At 63.0% G+C, this 25,571-nt stretch carries 23 protein-coding genes and 1 pseudogene; 13 read left to right on the top strand and 11 right to left on the bottom strand.

The window, feature by feature from the left end; genetic code table 11:
* Positions 1-815: 815 nt before the first annotated feature.
* Entirely contained in the window at positions 816-1,160 is a 345-nt protein-coding gene (locus HWX32_RS11125) for a DUF3566 domain-containing protein (RefSeq protein WP_075469459.1), read from the bottom strand.
* Between the two features lie 3 nt (positions 1,161-1,163).
* On the bottom strand, positions 1,164-3,812 hold the full coding sequence (gene gyrA, locus HWX32_RS11120; RefSeq protein WP_254868418.1) for a DNA gyrase subunit A: 2,649 nt from the start codon (positions 3,810-3,812) through the stop codon (positions 1,164-1,166).
* Positions 3,813-3,873: 61 nt separating this feature from the next.
* Between gyrA and HWX32_RS11115 the strand changes: the two genes are divergently transcribed.
* On the top strand, positions 3,874-4,083 hold the full coding sequence (locus tag HWX32_RS11115; protein ID WP_175935917.1) for a CopG family transcriptional regulator: 210 nt from the start codon (positions 3,874-3,876) through the stop codon (positions 4,081-4,083).
* Complete coding sequence (locus HWX32_RS11110; RefSeq protein WP_075469461.1) at positions 4,080-4,349, top strand: TetR family transcriptional regulator; 270 nt, start codon at positions 4,080-4,082, stop codon at positions 4,347-4,349. The genes HWX32_RS11115 and HWX32_RS11110 overlap by 4 nt, the downstream gene beginning before the upstream one ends.
* Positions 4,350-4,472: 123 nt before the next feature.
* On the opposite strand, the gene HWX32_RS11105 is transcribed toward HWX32_RS11110, so the two are convergent.
* Positions 4,473-4,649, bottom strand: coding sequence for a hypothetical protein (locus tag HWX32_RS11105; protein ID WP_175935916.1), 177 nt, complete (start codon positions 4,647-4,649; stop codon positions 4,473-4,475).
* Positions 4,650-4,816: 167 nt separating this feature from the next.
* Between HWX32_RS11105 and HWX32_RS11100 the strand changes: the two genes are divergently transcribed.
* The 3 genes from HWX32_RS11100 (at position 4,817) to HWX32_RS11090 (ending at position 8,846) form a co-directional block, all read left to right on the top strand.
* Positions 4,817-7,807: a Rib/alpha-like domain-containing protein gene (locus tag HWX32_RS11100; RefSeq protein WP_175935915.1), complete on the top strand. Its 2,991-nt coding sequence runs from the start codon at positions 4,817-4,819 to the stop codon at positions 7,805-7,807.
* Positions 7,808-7,854: 47 nt separating this feature from the next.
* Positions 7,855-8,259 carry a hypothetical protein gene (locus HWX32_RS11095; protein WP_075469464.1) on the top strand — a complete coding sequence of 135 codons (405 nt, stop codon included), beginning with the start codon at positions 7,855-7,857 and terminating at the stop codon, positions 8,257-8,259.
* 281 nt (positions 8,260-8,540) lie between these two features.
* Positions 8,541-8,846 carry a hypothetical protein gene (locus HWX32_RS11090; protein ID WP_175935914.1) on the top strand — a complete coding sequence of 102 codons (306 nt, stop codon included), beginning with the start codon at positions 8,541-8,543 and terminating at the stop codon, positions 8,844-8,846.
* Between the two features lie 31 nt (positions 8,847-8,877).
* Here HWX32_RS11090 and thiE read toward each other — a convergent pair whose 3' ends face one another.
* The 4 genes from thiE to HWX32_RS11070 all read right to left on the bottom strand — a co-directional run bounded on the left by thiE (position 8,878) and on the right by HWX32_RS11070 (position 14,101).
* Positions 8,878-9,534, bottom strand: coding sequence for a thiamine phosphate synthase (gene thiE, locus HWX32_RS11085; RefSeq protein WP_217702912.1), 657 nt, complete (start codon positions 9,532-9,534; stop codon positions 8,878-8,880).
* Entirely contained in the window at positions 9,531-10,304 is a 774-nt protein-coding gene (gene thiM / locus HWX32_RS11080; RefSeq protein ID WP_217702911.1) for a hydroxyethylthiazole kinase, read from the bottom strand. Before thiM ends, thiE begins: the two co-directional genes overlap by 4 nt.
* Complete coding sequence (gene gyrB, locus HWX32_RS11075; RefSeq protein ID WP_175935912.1) at positions 10,294-12,369, bottom strand: DNA topoisomerase (ATP-hydrolyzing) subunit B; 2,076 nt, start codon at positions 12,367-12,369, stop codon at positions 10,294-10,296. Before gyrB ends, thiM begins: the two co-directional genes overlap by 11 nt.
* 388 nt (positions 12,370-12,757) lie before the next feature.
* Positions 12,758-14,101, bottom strand: coding sequence for an IS256 family transposase (locus HWX32_RS11070; protein ID WP_175934395.1), 1,344 nt, complete (start codon positions 14,099-14,101; stop codon positions 12,758-12,760).
* A 361-nt stretch (positions 14,102-14,462) separates the two neighbouring features.
* On the opposite strand from HWX32_RS11070, the pseudogene HWX32_RS11065 reads away from it, so the two are divergent.
* Positions 14,463-15,645 (top strand): annotated as a pseudogene (locus HWX32_RS11065) (IS1249 family transposase).
* Between the two features lie 113 nt (positions 15,646-15,758).
* Positions 15,759-16,427 (top strand): Abi family protein, encoded by a 669-nt coding sequence (locus HWX32_RS11060; protein WP_254868417.1) that lies wholly within the window; start codon positions 15,759-15,761, stop codon positions 16,425-16,427.
* Here HWX32_RS11060 and HWX32_RS11055 read toward each other — a convergent pair.
* The 4 genes from HWX32_RS11055 to dnaA all read right to left on the bottom strand — a co-directional run bounded on the left by HWX32_RS11055 (position 16,424) and on the right by dnaA (position 21,397).
* Positions 16,424-16,990: a DciA family protein gene (locus tag HWX32_RS11055; protein WP_175935910.1), complete on the bottom strand. Its 567-nt coding sequence runs from the start codon at positions 16,988-16,990 to the stop codon at positions 16,424-16,426. The genes HWX32_RS11060 and HWX32_RS11055 overlap by 4 nt on opposite strands.
* The gene (gene recF, locus HWX32_RS11050; RefSeq protein WP_175935909.1) at positions 16,983-18,140 is read right to left on the bottom strand and encodes a DNA replication/repair protein RecF; all 1,158 of its coding nucleotides are present in this window, start codon (positions 18,138-18,140) and stop codon (positions 16,983-16,985) included. Before recF ends, HWX32_RS11055 begins: the two co-directional genes overlap by 8 nt.
* A 16-nt stretch (positions 18,141-18,156) precedes the next feature.
* Positions 18,157-19,356: a DNA polymerase III subunit beta gene (dnaN, locus tag HWX32_RS11045; RefSeq protein WP_175935908.1), complete on the bottom strand. Its 1,200-nt coding sequence runs from the start codon at positions 19,354-19,356 to the stop codon at positions 18,157-18,159.
* 487 nt (positions 19,357-19,843) lie between these two features.
* Positions 19,844-21,397 carry a chromosomal replication initiator protein DnaA gene (gene dnaA / locus HWX32_RS11040; RefSeq protein ID WP_175935907.1) on the bottom strand — a complete coding sequence of 518 codons (1,554 nt, stop codon included), beginning with the start codon at positions 21,395-21,397 and terminating at the stop codon, positions 19,844-19,846.
* A 694-nt stretch (positions 21,398-22,091) separates the two neighbouring features.
* On the opposite strand from dnaA, the gene rpmH reads away from it, so the two are divergent.
* From rpmH to HWX32_RS11010, 6 genes are all read left to right on the top strand, one after another.
* Positions 22,092-22,229 carry a 50S ribosomal protein L34 gene (gene rpmH / locus HWX32_RS11035; protein WP_075469472.1) on the top strand — a complete coding sequence of 46 codons (138 nt, stop codon included), beginning with the start codon at positions 22,092-22,094 and terminating at the stop codon, positions 22,227-22,229.
* A 6-nt stretch (positions 22,230-22,235) separates the two neighbouring features.
* On the top strand, positions 22,236-22,589 hold the full coding sequence (rnpA, locus tag HWX32_RS11030; protein ID WP_175935906.1) for a ribonuclease P protein component: 354 nt from the start codon (positions 22,236-22,238) through the stop codon (positions 22,587-22,589).
* Positions 22,586-22,867, top strand: coding sequence for a membrane protein insertion efficiency factor YidD (gene yidD / locus HWX32_RS11025; RefSeq protein WP_175935905.1), 282 nt, complete (start codon positions 22,586-22,588; stop codon positions 22,865-22,867). The genes rnpA and yidD overlap by 4 nt, the downstream gene beginning before the upstream one ends.
* Before the next feature lie 9 nt (positions 22,868-22,876).
* Positions 22,877-23,857, top strand: coding sequence for a membrane protein insertase YidC (gene yidC, locus HWX32_RS11020; protein WP_175935904.1), 981 nt, complete (start codon positions 22,877-22,879; stop codon positions 23,855-23,857).
* 157 nt (positions 23,858-24,014) lie between these two features.
* A complete protein-coding gene (gene rsmG, locus HWX32_RS11015; RefSeq protein WP_075469475.1) occupies positions 24,015-24,635 on the top strand; it encodes a 16S rRNA (guanine(527)-N(7))-methyltransferase RsmG in 621 nt (206 codons plus the stop codon).
* Positions 24,636-24,659: 24 nt separating this feature from the next.
* Entirely contained in the window at positions 24,660-25,571 is a 912-nt protein-coding gene (locus HWX32_RS11010) for a ParA family protein (protein ID WP_175935921.1), read from the top strand.

The following is a 25,571-nucleotide window of genomic DNA, read 5'->3' as shown; positions in this document are numbered from 1 at the left end:
GTGCAGCGGCTGCTGCGCTTGCCGGGGTGGCTTGCATGCCGGTGAGGGCAAGTGTTGCGGCCAGCACGGTGGCGATCGTGGTGCGCAGCGACATGATGGTAGCTCTCCTTGAGGTGTGAACCCTTGAAGTGTGGACAAGGTGTGTTTCGTTGTTGCCCCCAAGTTTATGCACCAGGTATGCGCAGGTAAAACGCTTCCGACGCAGGGAGAAAAACGGCGTGATCGTTGAACACTTCTTCCCGATTGTTCAACATGGTTAGGTATTTTGACGTGCGGATTGTTCAACCATCCACCCCGGTGCCGCGCGGTGTGCGGGGAAGTGTTGAACGATCAATCCGCAGTCGGGTGTGGATGGTTCAACAATCCCCAAAACTGCATAGTATGCACCCAACTACAACCCTTGCACCGGCCGCACCCTGAAATCCCGCGACCTGCGTGTTCTTCGAAGTGTGTACAACTCACCTGCCGTGGCGTGGTGACCTATAGGCGTTGCCTTAAGGCGGTGGCGCGGGATTGTTGAAACATTGTGGGATTGTTCAACGCTTCCCCACACCCTACTACCCCCGCTATTTACCCCCGCCGGGGTGAGGGTAGCCTCACACACCACCAACAACACCCCGCACGGCCCGCGACAAAACTTGCAATCGGTGTCACGCCCCTGGGTAAACACGCCGGTTTGGACAAACCTTGCAGCATCTGTCCGGCACGCGCCCCTCACCGGCGCCTCACACAACACCAACAACACCCCAAAACAACACCCCGGCACGAAGAAAGGGGGCCCGCAGGCCCCCTTTAGCGTCGATAAGCGTGCTTGCTTACTTTGCCCTGTTGGACATTGTGTACCGCACGCCGCCGACAAGATCGGCGATGGCGTTGTACATGACCACCGTGATCGGCGCCATGATGGCCGTGAAGACCACACCAATGAGGCCGAGCAGGCCCGCCGCCGACATGACCAGCTTCATGTCCACCACCTGGTCGCCGCCGACGCCGCCGATGAGCGAGTTGACGGAGTCAACCACCCCGGCGCGCTCCAGGCCGTAGTAGACGATGGCGCAGCCGATCATCCAGGCGACGAAGCCGACGAGGGAAAGCAGCGTCGCCACCTTGAACACGGAGCTGGCGGAAACGCTCCGGATCGTTACGTTGCGAGCGGCCATTGGTTACTCCTCGTCCTCAGTGGACTCAGTGGACTCGTCCCACGCCTCGCCGGCGTAGCCCAGGTCCTCGGCGCCCTCGCCTTCAACCATATCGGAGCCGGACTGGGTGGAAGAGCTGGTGGCCTCCTTGGCCTCCTCCATGGTCTTCTCGCCCTTGGCCACGGCGGTGGCCTCCTCTTCGCCCTCGTCCTCGACGTTGACGTCGATGGCAAGCAGCTCCACGTCGTCCGCAAGGTCCACCAGGCGCACGCCCATGGTGGCTCGGGACGACGGGCGGATCTGGTTCACCTCGGTGCGGATCACGCCGCCGGCGGAGGTGATAGCAAAGATCTGGTCCTCCTCATCCACGGCGAGCGCGCCGATGAGCTTGCCGCGCTTCGGGGTGTACTTGAACGTCATCACGCCCATGCCGCCGCGACCCTGGGTGTTGTACTCCTCAATGGCGGTGCGCTTGCCGTAGCCGCCGGAGGTGGCCACCAGGAGGTACTCGCCGTCCTGGGCGACCGTCATGGCCAGCAGCTGGTCGTCGCCGCGGAAGCGCATGCCCTTCACGCCGGCGGTGGCGCGGCCCATCGGGCGCAGCTGCTCGTCGTCGGCGGAGAAGCGGATGGCCTGACCCTGCTCGGAGATGAGCAGGATGTCGTCGGACTCGCTGACCAAGGAGGCGCCGATGAGCGCGTCGCCCTCGTTCAGGTTGATGGCGATGAGCCCGGCGGAACGCGCCGATTCGTAGTCCGTCAGGCGGGACTTCTTCACGCGGCCGTCGCGGGTGGCCAGCACGAGGTACGGGGCGTCCTCGTAGGACTGGATCTGGATGATCTGCGCGATCTTCTCCTCCGGCTGGAACTCCAGCAGGTTCGCCACGTGCTGGCCGCGTGCGGTGCGACCCGCCTCTGGCAGCTCGTACGCCTTGAGGCGGTACACGCGGCCGAAGTTGGTGAAGAAGAGGATCCAGTCGTGCGTGGAGCAGATGAAGAAGTTCTTCACCACATCGTCCTGCTTCAGCTCGGCGCCGCGCACGCCCTTGCCGCCGCGCTTCTGGCTCTTGTACGCGTCCACCTTGGTGCGCTTCGCGTAGCCGGTGGAGGTAATCGTCACCACGACGTTCTCGCGTGCGATCAGGTCTTCCTCGGTCACATCGCCGGTTGCGGCAACGATCTGGGTGCGGCGCTCATCGCCATACTTATCGACGATCTCCGCCAGCTCGTCACCCACAATCTGGCGCTGGCGCTCCGGCTTGGCCAGGATGTCCTTGTAATCGGCGATCTGTTCCTCGATCGCGGCGAGGTCGTCGACGATCTTCTGGCGCTCCAGGGCGGCAAGGCGGCGCAGCTGCATCGCGAGGATCTCGTTCGCCTGGATCTCGTCTACGTCGAGAAGCTCAATCAGCCCCTGGCGCGCATCGTCGACAGTCGGCGAGTTGCGGATCAAGCTGATGACCTCGTCCAACATATCGAGCGCCTTGACCAGGCCGCGCAAGATGTGCGCGCGCTTCTCGGCCTCGTCGAGACGGTACTGGGTACGGCGGACGATGACTTCGATCTGGTGCTTCACGTAGTAGCGCAGCATCTGGTCCAGGCGCAGGGTGCGCGGGACGCCGTCGACAATGCTCAGCATGTTCGCCGAGAAGTTCGTCTCCAGCTGCGAGTGCTTGTACAGGTTGTTCAGCACCACGCGCGGCACGGCGTCACGCTTGAGCGTGACGACGATGCGCATGCCCACGCGGTCCGAGGACTCGTCCTCGATCTTGGAGATGCCCACCATCTTGCCGTTGGTCACCTGCTCGGCGATCGAAGCGATGAAGTTATCCGGGTTGACCTGGTACGGCAGCTCCGTGATCACGATGACCTGGCGGTTGCCGATCTCCTCAATCTCGGTCACACCACGCATGCGGATGGAGCCGCGGCCCGTGGTGTAGGCGTCCTTGATGCCGCTGTCGCCCACGATCAGGCCAGCGGTGGGGAAATCCGGGCCCTTCACGCGCTCAACCACCGCGTCCAGGGTGGTCTTCTCGTCCGCGTCGTGGTTATCCAGGATCCACTGGATCGCGTCCGCCAGCTCACCCAGGTTGTGCGGCGGGATGTTGGTGGCCATACCCACCGCGATGCCGTTCGAGCCGTTCATCAAAAGGTTCGGCACACGGCTTGGAAGAACCGTCGGTTCCTGCGTCTTGCCGTCATAGTTCGGCGCGAAGTCGACGGAGTTCTCGCGGATGTCGCGCACCATCTCCATCGCCAGCGGGGTGAGCTTGCACTCCGTGTAACGCATGGCCGCCGGGCCGTCGTTGCCGGGCGAGCCGAAGTTGCCCTGGCCGTCGACAAGCGGGTAGCGCATCGACCACGGCTGGGCCATACGCACCAAGGTGTCGTAGATCGCGGAGTCGCCGTGCGGGTGGTAGTTACCCATCGTGTCTGCCACCGGCTTCGCGCTCTTCACGTAGGAACGCTCGGGGCGGTAGCCGTTGTCGTACATCGCGTAGATGATGCGGCGGTGCACCGGCTTCATGCCGTCGCGCACGTCCGGCAGCGCGCGGCCTACGATCACGCTCATCGCGTAATCGATGTAGCTGGTCTGCATCTCCTCGTTGATGTCGATCGGGTGGACGCGGTCGAAGCCGCCCCCGCCGTCGGAATTGAAAGTGTCGTCAGCCATGTGTGTTGATTTTAGCGGGCCTCTCATGCGTTCCGGCGTCGCCACGTGGTATCAAAGTGGTATGGCAATGACGCTCAGGCTCACCGCAGACGAAGACAAGGCGCTCGTGCTCCTCGCGTCAGCATGGGGTTGCTCCAAGCAGGAGGCCGCACGGCGGGCAGTGGTCGCGGCAGCAGGGCGTTTGCTTGACGACGCATCCGTGCGCGACCTCGCCCGCACCATCGTCCCCGAGTACAAGGCCACCGAACCCCGCGTCAGGCGCGCCCGGTGAGAGGATTCACGCCCGAGCAGCTGCTCGCCGTCGCCGACGAATTCTGTCCTATATATAAGGTGCGGGTTCGCTCCTTCTCTGCGCTGGCCGCGTGCGCGGCGGTGCCCGGCGCGCGGGTGCACGGCGTGCCCGTCTTCGACGCCGTCTCCCCCGCCGCGCAAGCACTCGCCGATGCCATCGAGCGCCTCGAGCCCCTCACCGGCGCCAACCAATCTTTCGCCGGCGTCGCCGCGGAGGTGTACCGGCGCTGGGCCGAGGGTGGGTAGCCCCGGTTCCCCCGTTGCAGAAATCGGGATTTCAGGCGATTTTCGGCCGATTTCGGCGAGTTTTCCCCGATTTCTGCAACTTGCGATGCTCCAACGCGAGCCGCGTGTACTCGGGAAGCTGGTTCAGGCACTGGTCGGCGAACCGCAACGGCACCCAGCCCAGGGCTTCACCCGCTGTGCCTTGCCCCAGTGGTGGGTGCCGTCAAACATGTAACCGATCTTCTCCTCTGGAAGGCCAGCGTCGAAGGTGGTCACAAGCCGGTCCCCATCGAACACGGGGATCTGCTCCTCCAGACGCAAACCGAGTTCCCTCGCCACCGCCGAAGCAATCAGGGGCCTTTTCGGGTCGAAGATCCCGATTCGTGCAGCGCCCGGCAAAACCTGACTTCCAAACCTTGTCCTTCCCTGAGCAAAAGTTTCGGCTAGGCTTCGGATTGTTCAACAAAACACGCAACACAGGAGCACTCATGAAGCTGAACAGGTACATCGCGGCGCTGGCCACGACCACTGCGCTTGTGGGAGCGGGTATCGCCGTCCCGCAGGCAGGCGCCCAGAACACCGAAACCGCCACCGCGGCACAGGCCCCGGTCGCGGGCCTGACCTGGGAAGATGTCGAGGTCGGCGCAGGTGAAACGATTACCGTCACCCCCACCGGCACCCCGGAGGGCAATCTAGAGTTCGCCGGCCCGCGCAACGCACGCGGTTTCGAATTCACCACCGATGAGAAGACCGGCGCCGTGACCCTGAAAGCGCCGGCCAATGTGAACCCGGGGGCGTCGTTAACTGTCCCGGTGGATGTGTACACGGTCGATGTTGAAGCTAAGACCAAGGCGCTGGCGGGTACTTACAACTTCTCGGTCAAGGTCACCGAGGGCGGCGACGCCAAGACCTACTCCCCCGCCTACCCGGATCTGGTGGTCAAGCAGGACGGTTCGGCCACCGCCGAGCTCGCCGGGAACGTGCCAGAGGGCACCACGTTCACGCTTGTCGCCACGCCCGAGAGGTACAAGTTGGCTATCGACGCCTCCGGCAACCTCTCCGTGACACCGGATTCCAAACTGGGCCCAGGCTCCAATAGCTCCGCCACGGTGAAGGTGACCTACCCGGACGGCACGCTGGAGTACATCACCGCCAGAATTACCGTCTCCGACAAAAACGGCAACACTACGCCGTACGCGGACCGCGACTACTCGAAGTACGAGCCTGCCTGGGAGGACGCGGAGGTCGGCGGCTTCGAACCAGCTACTAGCGCGCAGAAGGCCGCGGTCCCGCAGGGCACCACGTTCGCCATCGCGGAGGCATCGAAGGCAACCCTGGAAGAGAACGCTGAACTTTACGAGGTCACCGTCGACGAGACCTCCGGCGAAGTCCAGTTCACCACCAAAAAACCACTCACAGAAGGCGGGACGATCCGTGTATTCGTGGAGGTGACCTACCCGGACGGTTCGCAGGAAACGAAGCAGGCCACGTTCACCATCGTGGAATCCGGAAAGTGGCAGCGGGAGCAGGCCGCCGTGTCGTACCCGGACATCACCACGCCCGCGGACAAGGCGGGAACTTCCACGCCGACGCTTGAGAATGTGCCGGAGGGAACGGAGTTCACGTCTGAATCGGAGTTGCCGGAGGGGTGGACTTTAGACGTCGATAAGCAAACTGGCGCTGTGACCGCGCAGGCCCCGAAGAACTCGCCTGGCGGGCTCAGTGCGAACCTGACGGTGCGCGCGACCTACCCCGACGGTTCGACGCAGGCGTATCCAATGAAGTTCACCACCACGGAGCCGGAGCAGAAGCTTGTCGACGCCATCACGGTCACCTACGCCGACCTCACCGTCACCGCCGGCGAATCCGTAACGGCAACTCCCGAGGCATCGCCCGAACTGCCTGAAGGCACCCAGTTCTTCGTTCCGAACCCAACTGACGAGCTGACGATCGCCGCGGATGAGGCGACCGGCAAGGTGACCATCACCCCGGCAGCTGATCTGGCTGGGGGAACAGCCACAATCCCGGTGACGGTGAGGTACCCCGATGGCACCGCGGAGAAGGTGAAGTTCACCGTTCAGATCAAGGCCAAGGAGACGACCTCGGCGACGCCTACGACTAGCGCGACCCCGACGTCCGACATTGCGGAACCGACGCCGACCACCACCGAGGCAACGTCGGACGAGCCAACCACCACCGCACCGTTGACCACCACCGAGGCGACCTCCGAACAGCCAACAACCACCGAGGCGACGTCCGAGGAGACCACCCCGGTAGAGAGCACGGAAGAATCCACCACCCCTGCTACGTCTGTCACTGCGGAACCGTCGCCGACCACCACCACTACCCCGCAGCAACGTGTGTTCAGCTACCAGTGGAAGTCTGTCGAAGTGCGCCCGGGCGAGACGAAGCAGATCGTCCCCGAGGGCGAAACGGTCGAGGGCGCCAAATACGCGGTCCAGAACGTGAATGGCTGGGACGTCACAATCGACGAGAACACCGGCGTCATCACCGTCAAGGTTCCGCAAGATGCGCCACGTGGTGAGGCGACGGTGAACATTACGGCGGCAATGCCCAATGGCCAAAAGTTCAAGCGCCCTACGACGATCACCGTGACCGACGGAAAGGACGCTGATAGGAACAAGTACGAGGTCACCTACCCCACCTCGCCGAATAGTGACGGTGAGCTCGCACCTTCGAAGAAGGGGCCGGAGGGCACGACGTATGAGCTCGTCGGAAAGCTGCCGGCAGGCTGGTCGGCCGAGGTGGACAAGAACACCGGCACCGTCACGGTGAACGCACCGGAGGGCACGAACCCGGGGACTCTCATCCCTATCTCGGTGAAGGTAACTTACCCGGATGGCTCTAGTGAGACAGCCCTGGTCACCTATACCGTCCCTGCTGGCAACAACGCGGATCCGAAGGACCGCATCGCGGACAAGGCGAACGTCCGCTACCCGGAAACCGTCACCGTGAAGGCCGGCGAGACCAAGGAGATCGCACCGGAGGGCCTGCTCGAGGGCGCGAAGGTTTCTGCACCGGAGCTGAGCATTAATGGCCTCGATGTTTCGGTGAACGAGAACACTGGCATGTTGAAGGTCTCCGCTGCACCTGACATGAAGGGCAAGGCGTCGTCTGACCTCGCGATCACCATCACGTTCGCGGACGGCTCCACGCAGAAGCGCACCGTGAAGGTCCGCACGGAGAGCGCAGGGAGCACCGAAAGCACCCCAACCCAACCCACCAAACCGACCCAGCCAACGGAGACCAAGACCCAAGAGCCAACCAAGGACGGCTCCAGCACCTCCTCCGAGGGCTCCTCGAAGGGCGCCACCGCGGAGCTGTCCTCCGAAGATGGCACGCCGACTTCGCTGGGTATCCTGGTCATCGTCCTTGGTGTGTTCACGGCAATCGCGGGCCTGGTCGCCGCGGCGGCGCCGGTGCTCATGCCGATGTTGCGCGACATGGGCATCATCTAGCCCGTCTCATCGGCGCGGTCAGGTGGCGACGGTTTAGAGTGAGAGCCATGAGCAAATCCAAGGCCGTTGCCGCCACCTTCACCGCCGCGGCGCTTCTTGCCGGGGCGGCCGCCACCCCCGCGAGCGCGCAGTCGAGCAGCTCGTTGTCTTCGAAGCCGAACTACTACGACCCGTTGCCGCAGCACGAGGTCCCGCCGAAGCGCCCGTTTGAGGGTTCCTACACAGGTTCGGCGCCGATCTCGCTGGCCATCGCGGCGCTCGCTACGGCGGCTGCGGTGCAGGCCATCGTGGATTTCGTGCCTCCGGTGCGTGCCGCGGTGGACCAGGCCGCCGTGCAGCTTGGCCTCACCCACGTGGTGGGTTCGTCGGCGGGCAACCGCATCTTCCCTGCGGAGGAGGTGCAGAAGCTTATCGACGATCTCCTGCGCCAAGCCATGACCCTCCTCCCCTAACGTGGCACCCCCACACAACCCGTGATACGGTTGTTGCCGTTGTGGTTGCAGTGACCCGTGTGACTTAAGTGGTTTAGCGGTACTGCGGGGAAGAGCTGCAACCCGATTACGGCCCTGTCGAGCACCCTCGACAGGGCCGTTTTCTTATTCGCGTCTGCCACTCTGGCAGCCAGCCGAATTTATTCGTAAAAAACTATGCAAAAGCCCGTACTGTGACTTAATCTTGAGTCGGTTCAATCAACCAACTCATTTTCTTCCGCTGTACTTAAAGGGGAACCCCAATGAAGGTCCGTAAGACTGTTGCCGCTGTGGCCACCGCTTCCATGATCGCCACCGGTGCGCCGGCGGTCGCTAACGCTCAGATCGTTGCTCCGTACCCGTCCTCTCAGATCCAGATCCCACGCGATGTGACGAATTTTTTCGTGGGCCTGACCCCGCTGAACTTCAAGGACACCGAGAACGCGCTGAAGATCGGTGCTGCTTACCTGCTGATCAGCATCGGACTCACCGCATTCGCAGGTGTCCTTGACCTCGCGCTGGCCGCAGCTGGCCTCGGCTCCTCCGTGCTTGCTGGCCTGATCTCCTAGTCGCAGCCAAGGAAGCGCCGGGCTACGCGGGCTAACCGCGCTCCCCCAGCCCCCACAGCTGCACCATCTCGAGGGCCGCGGCTTCTGGGTCGTTGGCGGCGCAGATCGCGGAGACCACAGCAATCGCATCCGCGCCCGCACGCCGCAGCGCCGGCACGTCTTCCGCGCGGATGCCACCAATGGCGCAGGTGCGAAGCTGGGTCGCCCGGGCGAGTTCGCCGAACCCCTCCACGCCGAGCGCGTCCGGCGCATCCGCTTTCGTCGCCGTGGCGCGGATGGTGCCGATGCCTGCGTAGTCCACGGTGTGGGGCGGCAGCTCGTCGATAGCAATGAAATGCTCCGGGCGCTCCGCCGACAACCCAATCAGCGCGTCCGGGCCGAGCTCAGCGCGCGCGACCGAAACGCTCGTGTCGCCCTGGCCCACGTGCACGCCGGCGACTGGCAGGCCGCGGCGGCGCGCCTCAACGGCCGCGTCCACCCGATCATTGACAATGAGGTCCGCGCGCCCATCGATGACCTCCGCCAATGCCTCAAGCTGGCGCAACTGGCCGTCGAGGTCCGCCTCTTTGTCGCGCAGCTGCACCGTGGTCACCCCGCCGTCCACGGCGAGGCGCACCGTCTCCACCACGCCGCGGGAACCACACAGCGCCCTGTCGGTGACTAGGTAGATGCCGCGCCGCAGGCTCACGGCAGCGGCTCCTCGCGGATGCGTAGGAGGGTGGCGGGAAGGTCGGACGAGAGTGCGTCGATAAGCGCAACTGCGAACGACGCCGGGCCTTGCGCACCCTCTGCCGCGACCTCTGCGGCCGCGCCGTAATACGCGTGGGCCTGGGCCACGGATTCCGGCGAGCGCTCCACCGACAGGAACGCTGCGACCACCGCGCCGAGTGTGCATCCGCCGCCTGTGACCTTGGTCAACAGCGCGTCGCCGTTGTCCACCCGCAGTACGCGGCGCCCGTCGGTGATCAGGTCCTGCGGGCCGGAAACCGCGACAATCGCCCCGGATTCGCACGCGAGCGCGACCGCGGCGGCGGCGTCGATGTCCTCGGAGGCCTCCATGCCGCGCCCGCCCGCGCCGGAGCCGGCCAGCACCGCGATCTCGGAGGCGTTGCCTCGGATCGCCGTGGGGCCCAGCGCCACCAACTCGCGCGCGAGCTCCGTGCGCAGCGGAAGCGCGCCAACCGCAACGGGGTCGAGCACCCACGGCGTGGACGCCTCGTTCGCCGCGCGCGCAGCCTCCACCGCGGCCGCGCGCTGCTCCGGCGTCGGGGTGCCAAGGTTGATCAGTAATGCGTCGGCGATGCCTGCGAAAATGCCGGCCTCGCCCACGATGTCCGTCATCGCGGGCGCCGCACCCATCGCCAGCAGGGCGTTCGCGGTGAAGTTCTGCACCACGGTGTTCGTGATGCACTGCACCAGCGGCCCGACCTCGCGGACGCGGGCGAGACTAGACGTCAAGGAAGCGCACGTCCTTCGCACGGCGGGTGATAAACGAGCGGCGCGCGGCCACGTCGTCGCCCATCAGAATGCTGAACAGCTCGTCGGCGCGCTGCGCATCCTCGATCTTCACGCGGCGCAGGATTCGGGTGTCCGGGTCGAGCGTGGTCTCCCACAGCTCCTTCGGGTTCATCTCGCCGAGACCCTTGTAGCGCTGGATGCCGTCGTCGGTGTTGATCTTGCGGCCTTCCTCCAGCCCCTGCGCCAGCAGCGCGTCGCGCTCCGCGTCCGAAAAGGCGTAGCCCGGCTCGCCCTTACCCCACTTCAGCTTGTACAACGGCGGGTTAGCCAGGTACACGTGGCCTTCCTCCACCAGCTCCGGCATGAAGCGGAACAGCAGCGTGAGCAGCAGCGTTGCGATGTGCTGGCCGTCCACATCCGCGTCGGCCATCAGCACGATCTTGTGGTAGCGCAGCTTCGCAATGTCGAACTCTTCGTTGATGCCCGTGCCGAGCGCCGTGATAATCGCCTGCACCTCGGCGTTCTTCAGCACGCGGTCCATGCGCGCCTTCTCCACGTTCAGGATCTTGCCGCGCAGCGGCAGAATCGCCTGGTACATCGAGTCGCGCCCGCCCTTCGCGGAGCCGCCGGCCGAGTCGCCCTCCACGATGAACAGCTCGCTTTTCGACGGATCCTTGGAACGGCAGTCCGCCAACTTACCGGGAAGCCCCCCGAGGTCCGTGGCCGACTTGCGGCGAACCAAGTCGCGGGCTTTGCGCGCCGCCTGGCGTGCCTGCGAGGACGCCGCAGCCTTGTTAATGATGGCCTTCGCCTCCGCCGGGTTCGCGTCGAACCAGTCGGAGAGGTTCTCGTTCACCGCGCGCTGCACGAAGCCCTTGACCTCGGTGTTGCCCAGCTTGGTTTTCGTCTGGCCCTCGAACTGCGGGTCGGCCACGCGCACGGACACCACGGCCGCGAGACCCTCACGGCAGTCATCGCCGGTGAGGTTCGGGTCCTTGTCCTTGATCAGCTTGTGCTCGCGGGCGTAACGGTTCATCAACGTCGTCAGCGCGGCACGGAAGCCCTCCTCGTGGGTACCGCCCTCGTGCGTATTGATGGTGTTGGCGAAGGTGTGCACCGACTCCTTGTAGGAGCCGTTCCACTGCATCGCGATCTCCGCCTCCAGGCCGTCGCCCTTCTGCTCGAAACCGATGATCGTCGGGTGGATCGCCGTCTTCGACTTGTTCAGGTACTCGACGTAGTCGATCAGGCCCTCCGGGTAGTGGTAGGTGACCTTCTTCTCGCGCTTGCGCTTCTTGTCCGGGGCGACCTCGCCGCCATCCTCGTCCACCTCGGACGCGGCCTGGGTGATCGTGTCGTCGTCGAACGAGTCACCGTCGACAAGCGCTGCAGTGTCACCCTCCTCCGCGATGGCCTCGAGTTCAAGCTCCTCATCGCTCACCCGCTCATCCTTGAGCGTGATGGTGAGGCCCTTGTTCAGGAACGCCATCTCCTGCAGGCGGCGCGCGATGGTGTCGTAGTTGAACTCGACGGTTTCGAAGATCTCCGGGTCCGGCCAAAAACGGATCGCCGTGCCTGTGCCGCGCGCGTTGCCGCCTTCCTCCAGCGGCTCCGGAATGGCGTTCTCGAAACGCTGGTACCAGTGCTTGCCGTCGCGCTTAATGTCCGCCTCAACGCGGGTGGACAGCGCGTTCACCACCGAAATACCCACACCGTGCAGGCCGCCGGAAACCGCGTAGGACTCCGAATCGAACTTGCCGCCGGCGTGCAACTGCGTCATCACAACCTGCACCGTCGGCGCACCGGACGGGTGCATCTCCACCGGAATACCGCGGCCGTTGTCCACTACCTCCACGCCCCCGTCGGCAAGCAACGTGACGTCGACGCGGTCGGCGTAACCCGCCATCGCCTCGTCGACGGAGTTGTCCACAACCTCCCACACCAGGTGGTGCAGGCCGCGCACGCCCGTCGAGCCGATGTACATGCCCGGGCGCTTGCGCACCGCCTCCAGGCCCTCAAGGATGGTGATCGATGACGCGTCGTAATTGGGTTGGTTCTCAGCCACTGTTTTGACGTTCCTCCGTCTCACTGTGGGCCCGCGGTTGCTCCACGCGCCCGATTAACCCGTCTCATCTTACACCTAGAGGGGGATATTCCTGGCAGCGGTGAACGCGCGAGAAGGCGTTTCTCGCGCCGATTTCGCGGTTGGGGTCTTGGATGGGTGTTACCCGGGTGTCTCTGTGTTTCGCTGTACTTCGCTGTGCCAGATTTGACCTCCGCGGGGCTGACCACCGCTGCTCGGACGGATCTTGCAACGTTTGTCCGCCTCCTGGGCTTTTAGAGCGGGTTTGGACAGATCTCGTTATCTTTGTCCACGGAACGTCAGGCTCGGACCACCTCGCTATGGCCTGTGCCAAAAGAGAGTGTCCGATTGTTTGTGTGCGGGGCTTGGTTTACAAGTAGTCCGCGAACCGGTCAGGGTACGCCACGGCTAGCTGGTTGATGGCTTCTTTCCAGCCGGTGGCTTTCGCTCCTTCAATATAGCCGTTGCATTCCGTTGCCCGCTTCGCCTTCCGTGCACGTTGGGCGGCACGCTTGTCCTCGATATTGCAGATCATCAACCACAGCGTCTTCAGCGCCGCGGCATCACTTGGAAACTGTCCCCGGTTACGGGTTGCTTTGCGAAGCTCGGCGTTTAGCGACTCGATCGAGTTCGTGGTGTAGAGCACCCGCCTCGCAGCTGGCGGGAACTGCAAGAACGGGATGAAGCGCTCCCACGCATCGCGCCAGACCTTCACCGACTGTGGGTACTTGCGCCCCAAAGCGGAGTCGGCGAACGCCTCCAGGGCTGCAGAGGCGGTGTCTTCATTCGGCGCAGTATAGACGTCTCGCAGGGCAGCTGAGACTTGGCGGCGATCCGCGTAGGACACCCACCTGTTGGCCGCTCGGATCAGGTGCACGATGCAGGTCTGCACCATCGATCCAGGCCAGGTCGCTTCTACCGCTTCCGGCAGGCCCTTAAGCCCGTCGCAGCAGACGATGAAGACATCTTGCACCCCGCGGTTAGCAAGATCCGCGCAGACGGAAGCCCAAAAGCTCGCGCCTTCATTGTCGGCGATCCACAACCCCAGGATGTGCTTGATGCCGTCCATATCCACCCCGACCGCCATGTAGCAGGCCTTGTTGATCACCCGGTGTCCGTCGCGGATCTTCACGCGCAGCGCGTCGAGGAAAATCACCGGGTAGAACTCGTCGAGTTGACGGTTCTGCCAGATCATTACCTCGTCTAACACCGCGTCGGTGATCGTGCTGATCGTATCCGGGCTCATCTCCACCCCAAGGGTGGTGGCGAGGTGGTGCTGGATGTCACGCACAGTCATCCCACCGGCGTAGAGCGAGATGATCATGTCGTCGAGCTCGGTCAAACGGCGTGAGCCTTTCGGCACCATCTGCGGGGTGAACGTGCCCGCGCGATCACGCGGCATCGTGACCTCAATTGGGCCGTAACCGGAATCGACGGTTTTGGTGTACGACCCGTTTCGGTGGTTCGTATCCTCCCCGGACTCAGCTTTCGCTTTGCGATCCGAGTGCTGGTAGCCGAGGTGGTTGTCCATCTCTGCCTGCAGGCCAGCGTTAATCGATGCCTGCAGCAATCCTCGTACCAGGTCGCTGGCATCGTCTGCGGAGGTCGATAACTCGCCGATGAGCTTGGCGAGCTCGGGATTATCCATCAGCTTCTCGCTGATCTCGTTGACCCTGGTCGGGTCATGGTTTTTCTTCGGTGACACCGTAGTCATTATCGGTGAAACTCCCTCTGGATCAGAGCCTCACACACAAACTTCCTGACACTCCCTGCCAAAACTCACCTCCTCCGCGCGAAAACCCCAGGACGGCACCCGTCGGGTGGTTACCGTTGGCACAACACAATCGCCCCGCCTAGCCGTAGGTGTCCCGCGGGCCGCGGCCCCAGTGCTCGAAACTTGGAGGCAGGAAATTCGGGTTAAACGACAAAATGTGTGTCTAGAATCAGCGATTTATGTGTCCTGACCTCTAGCGTTGCTGGAAATATATGCTTGCTGGGCTTATATCTGTCCTCTGAGCCGTAAATCCTCGGTGTGGTGCCGGTGATGTGCTACGGGCCGGTGGTGGCATTAACCAATGCCAAAGAACCGACCCCGCTGCAGCGTGTGCGGCGGCGAAATGAAACGTAACGGACGCACCACAGCACACCGGGCGAGGTGGCGCTGCAAAACCTGCGGCGCCTCCACCACAAAACGACGCCCAGACATCTCAAACAAGACCGCTTTTGATGCCTTCATCGCCCACGTCACCAGTGGTGAAAGCTTGGAAACCACTGCCGATAAACTCGGCTACCGCCCGCGCACCCTACAACGCAGGTTTGAACCGTTCTGGCTTATCGACGTGCCTGATCCCACCATCGGACACGACGGGCGTATCTACGACCAGATCTTCATCGACGGCACCTACACCGCCAGCGGGTGCCTCATCGTGGCCGCCACATTGGATCACGTCATCGCCTGGCACTGGTGCAAACACGAAACCACCCACGCCTACCAACAACTCCTCGAGCGCATCCCCGCACCCTTAATCGCTGTCATCGACGGCGGACAAGGCGCAGCCAGCGCCATCAAGAAATGTTGGCCCACAACCAAAATCCAACGCTGTCTCGTTCACGCCCAACGCGTCGTGCGCCGCTACACCACATCACGACCGCGCACCGAAGCAGGACGAGCGATCTACCAACTCGCGCTCAACCTCACCAAAATCACCACCTTGGATCAAGCAGCTCAATGGGGTGTGCAACTACATGAGTTCGGAAACGTCTACCGCGACTGGATGGATCAAAAGACGCTGACCAAAGACCCGAAAACCGGCGCGTGGACACGCGAGTGGACACACGCCAACGTGCGCAAGGCCTACAACAGTCTCAACCACCTCTGGCGCAACCAACTGCTGTTCGTCTACCTCGACCCACCCGACAGTGTGCTCGATGTCAGCCGGATCAAATCGACCACCAACAGCCTGGAAGGCGGCATCAACGCCCAACTGAAACTGCTGGCCCGCACCCACCGCGGCAGATCCGGGGAGCATCAGCGTCGGATGCTGGAGTGGTGGCTGTATCTGAAAACGGAACTGCCTGACGATCCTGTTGAGATCGCCAGGCAGTCCAACTGGGGCCAGGACCAACTCGCCAAAGTATCCACCCTGACCCACAACGAGAACCAAGCCGACCACGAAACTTCGACGACCAGCCCTCTACGACAACGCTATCGACACCAACTACACACACTCAATCGGCATCCGAAAAGGCCACATCTAACCCCGCGACACGCCGGAGTCAGACACACATTTTGTCGTTTAACCCGGAAATTCAATAACCCCGGCGATATGCTGGCGCAGGGATCGTTCCGGGGCTTTCAAGGGGAAATCATAGTGACTACATCTGGTCAGGTCAACGAAAACGCTACCTTCCACCAACTCAGTGAGTGGTTCTCTTCTCCCCGAATGCACCGCTTCAACAACCATTCGGACCCCAACGCGTTGTATCTGTGGAACACGTGGCTGACAAAAGCTTTTCTTGAGGACATTCAACACACCGAAGTTCTTCTTCGAAATTGGGTTGATAGGTCCCTCACGGGGACGACAAGTAAACCCGCATATGGGGAAACATGGTTCACTTCAGATCGCATTCCGTTCACAAACCCAGCTCTCCGTTCAATTAATAAAGCTGTGAAACGAACGGGACAGTCAAAGCGGATCACCGAACCTGGGCGCGTTATTGCCGAGCTGAGTTTTGATTTTTGGTATTTCCTCTTCACTCCCACCTACACCACAACAATCTGGCCAAAACTTCATGCTTCCCTGCAGGAACCCGTTGATCGAGAACTTTTTCGCCGCACCCTAGAAACTGTCTACGAACTCCGTAATCGGTGTGCTCACCACGAACCTGTGATCAGCCATGACTTGGACTACGAACACGAGTACCTCGACAAATGTCAAGTTGCTATTCAGCAAGTATGTCACTGGGTAAACCCGGAAGCTGCCCGGTGGGTAAACGCAAATTCCAGAATTACACAGATTAGAAACAACCGCCCCGCCTAGCCGTACGTGTCGCGCGGACCGCGGCCCTTCACGTGCAGCGGGCCGTAGCGCCAGCTCTTCGTTTTCGGGCCGTAGATGTGCAGCTTCGTCACCACGTCCGGCCCCACCTTTGCGGCGATCGCGGAGAGCACCTCGCGTTGCATGTACTTCATCTGCGTAGCCCAGGCGGTGGTGTCGCAGGTGATGAACACCTCGCCGTCTTTGATCATCTCCACGGTGGTGTGCTGCGCGATCTTGGTGCCGACGAGTTCGGGCCAGTGCCCCATGATCCAGCCGTGCGCCATCTTCTCGGTCCAGTCGCGTTGCCGGACCTCTTTGCCCAGCAGCGCGCCGAAGCTGGACACTTTGTAGCTGCGGGGCAGGGCCCGACCGTCGGCGCCGGTGGGGATACCGCGCACGTGCCGCTTCTGCTCCGCTTCGAGTTTCAGTCCGGGCACGGTGGCGGGGATGTTTCGCGTAATGCTTATCGACGTCTTCTTTTTCCCCACGTCCGGCAACTTCCCACCCCGCTTTTTCGCCGTGGCCCGCAGCGTGTCGAAGGTCTGGCGTACTAGGTCACTCAAGGCGACTCACCCCGTCTTCCATGACCACGGTGTGGCGAGCACTTACGGCACCGTCGAGGTTGCCGGGCAGATCGTCGCCGACCGCGGCGGTAATGAGCACCTGTTCTGCGTCTTCCGCGACGTGGACCAGGCGTTCGCGGCGCTTCGCGTCGAGCTCTGCGAAGACGTCGTCGAGGATGAGTACCGGGTCGCTGCCGTCCTCCTTGAGCAGCTGGTATTCGGCGAGGTGGAGCGCGAGCGCGTACGACCAGGTCTCGCCGTGGGAGGCGTACCCTTTCGCAGGCTGATCGCCGAGCGAGAGCACGAGGTCATCGCGGTGTGGGCCGACCAAAGTGGTGCCCCGGTCGATTTCCTCTTTGCGGCGCCGGCCGAGCTCGGCGAGCATCGCGGCTTCGAATACCTGCGGGTCGCGGCTGTCCAGCACCTCGCTGCCCAGGGTTGAGGTGTAGGTCGTGGAAGCTGGACGGGATTCGGGGGCGACGGAGGCGTAGGAGGAGGTGATGTGGGGCGACAGCTCGTCGATAAGCTGCAATCTGCCCGCGATGACCTGCGCACCGTGGGCCGCGAGCTGACCGTCCCACACGTCGAGTGTGCTCAGCGCCGCGGCGCCGGATTCGTCCTGGTAGCCGCGGCGCAGCACCATGTTGGAGTTGCGGAGCAGGGCGTTGCGCTGGCGCAGCACCTTGTCGTACTCCGCGCGCGCGCCGGCGAGGCGCGGCATGCGAAGGCCCGCGAGATCGTCGAGAAATTTGCGACGCTCCGCCGGCTCGCCGTTGATCAGGCGTAGGTCCTCGGGCGAGAACATCACGGTGCGCAGCACGCCGATGAGCTCGCGGGCCGACTTCAAGCGCGTGCGGTTGATCTGGGCCTGGTTCGCCCCGCGTGCTTTGAGCAGCAGGTGCGTGGTGAGTTCGCGTCCCTCGTTGACCGTGGTGAGCGAGACCCGCGCGTTGTCCTTGCCCGCGGCGATAAGGGGCGCGTCCGTGGAGACGCGGTGGCTGGACAGCTTCGAGGAGTAGTGCACCGCCTCGACAATGTTCGTCTTGCCGTAGCCGTTTCGTCCCGCGAAAACTGTCACTCCCGGCTCGAGCGAGACGTTGAGCTCGGGCCAGGAGCGGAAATCACGAAGATCCAGCTCGCGGACGTACATCTCGGGCGTTTTGGGTTTAGCCGGGCAGGCGCACCGGCATGAGCAGGTAGGTGAAGAAGGTCTCCGGGGTGGGGAACGCGCCGTCCGCGCCCGCCTCCGGCAGCTCTTCCGGCTGCGGGATCATAATTGCCGGGCGGGACGCCTCGGTGAAGCCGAAGACCACGCGATCGGTGCCAATCACGGACAGGCCGTCGCGCAAGTAGCCCGCGTTGAACGCGATGAGCAGTTCGTCGGCGCCGGTGAACGCGGCCTCGATGACTTCCTCTGCGGCGCCGGAATCCGCGCCGGAGGAGTACAGGGTGAGCTGCCCCGGCTCGAAGCGAAGGCGCAGCTGGGCGTTGCGGTCGGCCACCAGGCTCACGCGGCGGATCGCCTCGATCAGCGGGGCGACCTCCACGCTTGCCATGGAAGTGTGCTGCTTCGGCAACAGCGGCGCCACGTTCGGGAAGTCCGCGTCCAGCATGCGGGTGGTGGTTTCGCGGTTACCGGTGTGCAGACCGAACAAGCCGTCGCCGCCGATGTTGTCCTCGCCGCCCACGGCGATCTCCACCGGCTCCTCGATGCTGGTGTCCAAGGTGCGCGCGTTGTCCAACAGCGTCTTCGCCGGGACGAGCAGGTCGGCCTTCACGTTCTCGCTCGCCGGCTCCCATTCCAGGTGGCGCTGCGCGAGGCGGAAGCGGTCGGTGGCGGTAAGGGTGACGTGCGGGCCGTCGATCTCCACGTGGATGCCGGTAAGCATCGGCAGCGTGTCGTCGCGGCCGGCAGCGGCCGCCACCTGGGTCACAGCACCGGTGAGCGCAGCCGGGGAAATCCGGCCGGTAACCTGCGGAAGCTCCGGCAGCTGCGGGTAATCGTCCAGCGGGATCAGCGGCAGCTCGAATCGTGCGGAGCGTGCCTTGAGTGTCATCACCTTCGCATCCGTGGTCACCTCGATATCGCCGCCGGGCATGGTGGCCACGATGTCCGAGAGCAGCTTGCCAGCCACGGCGACGCGGCCCGGGTCGCTCACCTCGGCGCCGATGCGCACGCGGGAGGAAACCTCGTAGTCGAAGCCCGCGAATTCCAAACCGTTGTCATCCGCGGTGATCACCACAGCGCGCAGGACCGGCTGGGTGTTTTTCGTGGGCAGGCTGCGTGCCACCCACGCCGCCGCGTCCGAAAGCTCGTCTTTGTGAACGCGGAATGACACGGTGCTGTCAGCGATGCTGTCAACCATGGCGGCGCACTACTCCTCGATCGTGTGGTTCTTGCAAGTGTCTCAACCACTCTAGGCGGGGCGCAGATTCTTTGTCATTCGACCCGGGCGCGGCGAATCGCACAACCTCTGTTTCTCCTTGAAGAATTACAAGTAATTGTTCTGGGAACAACAGTAGGGGCTGTGGGATCTGTGGATTGGGGCCCATCGGTGCCGGTGGTGCCGGGAATTCCGGATGTGATTCGGGATGTGGAAAACCTGTGGATAAGTCGAAGCCGTTGTGGATAACTTTTCCGCTCTCCGAAAATTACACATCGCCGCGCGATCTTTCCACCGGTCATCCACACAAAAGCCTCGGGTTGTCCCCAGAGCTCAAGAGTGTGATTCAGTGCACACTGTGGTGGAAATCATCTAATTACATCGCCGTAATTACACAGGTGTGGATAGGCCTGTGGATAGAGAAAAACCGCCGCCCCACAAGGGAACGGCGGCGAGAAACTGACCCACACTAACGCGCCCGGGCGCGGTTCTTCACAATCTGCGTGAGCTCTTGGATCTCGTCGTAGGTCGCGCGGTTTTCCGTCATTTCTTTACGGATCTTCCGGTCTGCGTACATCACGGTGGTGTGGTCCTTGCCGCCGAATTCGTCGCCGATCTTGGGCAGCGACAATTCGGTGAGCTCGCGGCACAGGTACATCGCGATCTGGCGGGCGTGCGCTACCTGGCGGGTCTTGCCGGCGCCGATGAGCTGGTCGGCGGAAACCTCGAAGTATTCGGCTGCGGCTTCCTTGATGGTGTCGGCAGTGATGTTCACGTCGCCTTCATCCGGCAGGATGTCGCGCAGCGCCACCTGGGCGATGTCCATGGTGATCGGCTCGTTGATCAGCGAAGAGTACGCGGAGACCCTAATCAGGGCGCCCTCGAGCTCGCGGATGGAGGATTGGAACTGCGAGGCGATGACTTCGAGCACCTCGTGGTCCACCTGGGTGCCGTCGGCCGCGGCCTTCTTCATCAGGATCGCGATGCGCGTTTCCAGGTCCGGCGGCTGAACGTCGGTAATCAGCCCGCCTTCGAAGCGAGTGCGCAGTCGGTCCTCGAGGGTGGTCAGCTGCTTCGGTGGACGGTCGGAGGACAAGATGATCTGCTTGTTAGCCTGGTGCAGTGCGTTGAAGGTGTGGAAGAACTCCTCCTGGGTACCTTCCTTGCCTTCGAGGAACTGGATGTCGTCGACCATCAGGATGTCTAGGTTGCGGTAGCGCCGCTTGAAGGATTCCTGCCGGTCGTCGCGCACGGAATTGATGTAGTCGTTGGTGAATTCCTCCGAGCTCACATATTTGATGCGAAGCCCCGGCTGCAGCACTTTCGCGTAGTTGCCGGCGGCGTGCAGCAAGTGGGTCTTGCCCAGGCCGGAGCCGCCCCAGATGAACAGCGGGTTGTAGGCCTTCGCCGGGTTTTCGGCCACCGCCACGGCGGCGCCGTTGGCGAAGCGGTTGGACGAGCCGATGACGAAGTTTTCGAAGGTGTACTTCGGGTTCAGGCTCGCTTCGCGGTCCGGGTCGTGCGCGGGGGTTTCGCGCGGAATCCTGCGGTCGGCGGCAGCGACGGTGGGGTGGGCAATTGCTTCTCGACGTCTACCTTCCACCTGCGCGGCGTGCATCTGGGCAAGTTCGTCGAGCCCCATGGGGATCTGTTCGCCTGCCGGTGAAGACGCGCTCATCGATTGGGTTGCCGCCCAGGAGGTCGGTGTTGGGTCCGGTTCCGGCTCGGGTTCCGGTTCCACTGGTGCGGCGACCGAGACGGCGAGCGCAACCGGTGTTCCGGTGTGGGTGCTCAGCAGCGTCGTGAGGTGCGGCGCGAGGGATTCCTCAATGACGTTCTTGGCCGCCGCGTGGGGTGCGGAGATGAGCGCGTAGCCGTCGACAAGCACGACCGGCTTGAGCAAACGCAGGTAGGCGCGCTGCTGCGGGGTCAACGTGGGCACGGTGGACATTGGCTGCTCGGAGAGGTTGAGCAACTCCTCCACTACGGCGTGCCAGAGTGCTTCGAGTTGTTGGTCCGCCACCGCTGCGCATCCTTTGCCGTTGAGTCGAAGAATTACAAAAATTTCCACCGCCCGCTCCACAAGCCGCCGGGCGGTTACCTGCTGTTCCACAATGTTATCCACAGATGTGGATAACAAATTTGTGGGGTGTTATCCACAGGACGCCGTCTCGTTGTGGATAACGTGAAAATCCAGAAAAATAGTTTCTTAGCTGCGGGTATGGCAACCCCTAACTAAAAGTCTCAACCAGAACTTCACAGTTATCCACAGACCTGTGGTGACAGCGCCTGTGTGATTGTGGTGTCGCAATATTGTTACCCGCCGCATGCTGGGGTGTCGAACAGTCCGGGGTTGAAAAGATTGTGGATAACGCATATTTTCGAACGGCTGTCCAGGTATCGCGGAACGGGTTCACAGCTCACCCGCAGGATACCCCGGCGATTCGCCCCGCCACCTGCGCAAAAACACACACTTGTAATTCCGGGGGCACCCTTGGGGTGATTTGTTCCCGGCCCACGATGTGGCGTACTCTGGTGATCGTTTTCACGTCTGCGGCCGAATCGGTCGCCTACGTGCTTGTGGGAGCACCGACGCGCCGGACCCCGGGAACGCCAGATGGCGAGCCGGCGATTTGCGCCCACCGATTGACGTTTCATTCATTTGGAGCAGCCATTGTCCCGGGTGGGCGGCTCAACGACGCCTCAAGGAGTCAACCGTGTCCAAGCGGACTTACCAGCCGAACAACCGCCGCCGCGCTCGCAAGCACGGCTTCCGCGCCCGCATGCAGACCCGTGCCGGTCGCGCGATCGTGTCCCAGCGCCGCAAGAAGGGCCGCGCGAAGCTCACCGCGTAACCCCCAGTGTTACCCCGTCCGCACAAACTCACTGCCTCCGCCGACTTCAAAGCGGCGATGAAGCAGGGTGTGCGGGCGGGGTCTCGTACGTTAATGGTCCATGTCCGCCGCCGCGAGGACCTGGTGGTCACCGGTGGGCCGCGCTTCGGGCTTGTGGTGTCCAAGCAGGTGGGAAACGCCGTCACGCGGCACGCGGTGTCGCGGAAGTTGCGGGCGGTGGCACTGGCAAGCGTCGATAAGCTCTTGCCCCAACACGATGTTGTCCTGCGAGCACTGCCGAATTCCGCGACCGCAACCAGCGCCGAGCTGGAGCGCGACTACGCGCACGCGCTGGAAAAAGCCCTGCGCAAACTGCAATGAGCTACTACAACTTCGCCGGCGGCGAAATTCCCGCGCCCCGCGGACCGGCGGCGAAGCTGCTGGTGGCCCTCGTGCGCGGTTACCAAAAATATCTTTCGCCCCTTAAGATGGGCGGGACGTGTCGTTTCTTGCCGGTGTGCAGCGCCTACGCCCTTGAAGCCGTGTCCCGGCACGGGGCGGTGCGCGGCGGTGCGATGGCCGCCGCCCGTTTGTGCAAATGCGGGCCGTGGCACCCCGGCGGATACGACCCCGTTCCTGGGAGTATCAAAGAGGAGTAACACCGGAAAGTGCTGAATTTCATTTATTGGCCGATTTCTTGGGTGCTGAAGTTTTGGCACGAGGTTGTCGGCTTCATCTTTGACAAGAGCTCCGGCATCTCCTGGATCCTGGCTATTGTCCTGCTGACCTGCACGGTTCGTGTCTTCCTGATCAAGCCGATGGTCAACCAGATGCGCTCCATGCGCAAGATGCAGGAGATGCAGCCGCGGATGCAGGCGATCCGCGAGAAGTACAAGAACGACCAGCAGAAGATGGCTGAGGAAACTCAGAAGCTGTACAAGGAGATGGGCACCAACCCGTTCGCATCGTGCATCGTGCCGCTGGTGCAGATGCCCATCTTCCTGGGCCTGTTCCACGTGCTGCGCTCGTTCAACCGCACCGCCGGGCCGAACCAGCCGGGTTTGAGTGTTGAGGAGAATCGCCAGATCGCCAACTACGCGTTCGGGCCGGAGGACGTGCAGTCCTTCCTGGACGCTGACTTCTTCGGCGTGCCGCTTTCGGCGTACATGTCGATGCCGGAGCAGGCGTTTGCAGCGTTTACCAACACTGACGAGCTGACGAAGGGCCGCATCATCGCGGTCTGCCTGCCGCTGGTGCTCATCTGTGCGGTGTTCACCCACTTCAACGCGAAGATGTCCATCGGCCGACAGCAGGCCCGCCGTGAGGCAGGCAAGGTGGCCGCGCCGCAGGGCGAGTCCGCGGCGATGATGGAGGCCCAGATGGGCATGATGAACAAGATGATGCTCTGGTTCATGCCGGCGATGATTGTCTTCTCCGGTGCGCTGTGGCACATCGGTTTGCTGTTCTACATGCTGACCAACAACGTGTGGACGTTCTTCCAGACCCGCATCCTGTTCGACAAGATGGATAAGGAAGAGGCTGAGGAAGAGGCCCGCAAGGTGGAGATGAAGCGCACCACCGCCCCGAAGCCGGGCGCGCGCAAGGTGGACAAGCGCTCGAAGAAGCAGCGCAAGCAAGACAAGAAGTAGAGCAAGGCTCCGGGTAATCGCCCGGAGCTTTTTGCTTATCGACGTCGGCTTGCGCTGACGAACTCACACCCGCGTCTGCGGCCCGACTAAAGTGTCTGGCACATCGTTTATGTCCAGCGTTTACTTCCCGCAACTTCCCCGCAAGGAGTGCACAGCCGTGTCGGAATTGCTTGACCGTATCTTCGGCGACCGCGTCGCGTTGGCCGAGGCGTACCACGAGTCGCTTGCCACCACCGCCGCCCAGCGTGGCTTCATTGGCCCGAAAGAGGTGGACCGGCTCTGGGAGCGCCACATCCTGAACTGTGCCGTGATTGCGGAGGCGTTCGGCGAGGGCTGGAAGGTGGCCGACATTGGCTCGGGCGCGGGGCTGCCGGGTATTCCGCTGGCTATTGCGCGGCCGGACCTCACCATCACTCTGGTGGAGCCGTTGCTGAAGCGCTCCACCTACCTGCAGGAGGTGGTGGATGAGTTGGGGCTGACCAACGTCACCGTGGTGCGCGGGCGTGCCGAGGATCAGCCGAAGGCGCACTTCGACGCTGTGACCTCCCGCGCGGTGGCCCCGCTGGGCAAGCTCGCCGGGTGGTCGCTGCCACTGGTGCAGGGCGGCGGCAAGATGATCGCCATGAAGGGGGAATCCGTCGGCGAGGAGCTTCAGCGCGACGCGAAGGACATTGAGAAGGCAGGCGGCGTGGACCCTGAGATCATCCAGGTAGGCACCGGCCTGCTGGACCAGCCAACGACGTTGATTGTTGTCACGCGGAAGAAGAAGGGGAACTAAGTGGACTACGAGGACACTCCTGTCATGGCCGCCGCACACCGCGCACCCCAGATGTCGACGCCGCGAGACCCGTTGCCGCGGCCCGAGCAGCCGCGCGTGATCACCGTCGCGAACCAGAAGGGCGGCGTGGGTAAGACCACCACGAGCGTGAACATGGCTGCGTCGCTGGCGCGCCAAGGCCTGAAGGTCTTGGTGATCGACTTGGACCCGCAGGGCAACGCGTCGACCGCACTGTCCGCGGAGCATTCCTCCGGCACCCTGTCCAGCTATGAGGTGCTCATCGGGGAAACCACGCCGGAGGAGGCGCTGCAGCCCAACCCGGACAACCCGAACCTGTACTGCATTCCCGCGACCATCGACCTGGCCGGCGCGGAAATCGAGCTGGTGTCAATGGTGCGCCGCGAGTACCGGCTGCACGACGCCATCCGCAAGGGTTTCTTGCGCGAGCACGGCTTCGACTACGTGTTCATCGACTGCCCGCCGTCGCTCGGCCTTTTGACCATCAACGCGATGACGGCGGTGGACGAGGTGATGATTCCCATCCAGTGCGAGTACTACGCGCTCGAGGGCGTGGGCCAGCTGCTGAACAACATCGGCATGATCCGCGAGTACTTAAACCACAACCTGCACATCTCCGCGGTTCTGCTCACTATGTATGACGCGCGCACCCGCTTGGCCTCCGAGGTCGCGGACGAGGTGCGCGGCCAGTTCGGCGAGGTGGTGCTGAAAAACGTCATCCCGCGTTCGGTGAAGGTCTCGGAGGCGCCCGGCTACGGCCAGACGGTGGTGGATTACGACCCAAGTTCGCGCGGGGCGCTCGCCTACTTCGACGCGGCGAAGGAGCTTGCCACCCGCGGCGATTACCAGCCGCACCCCAGCACCGGCCCGATCGGCGTGAGCCCCGCGGTGTACGCCCAGCTTGAGGAAGAGGAGTAA

It is taken from the genome of Corynebacterium sp. Marseille-P4321 (genome assembly GCF_903645305.1).
GTDB lineage: Bacteria > Actinomycetota > Actinomycetes > Mycobacteriales > Mycobacteriaceae > Corynebacterium.
The sequence above is the reverse complement of the archived record's forward strand: the minus strand, read 5'-3'. Positions and strand labels throughout refer to the sequence as shown.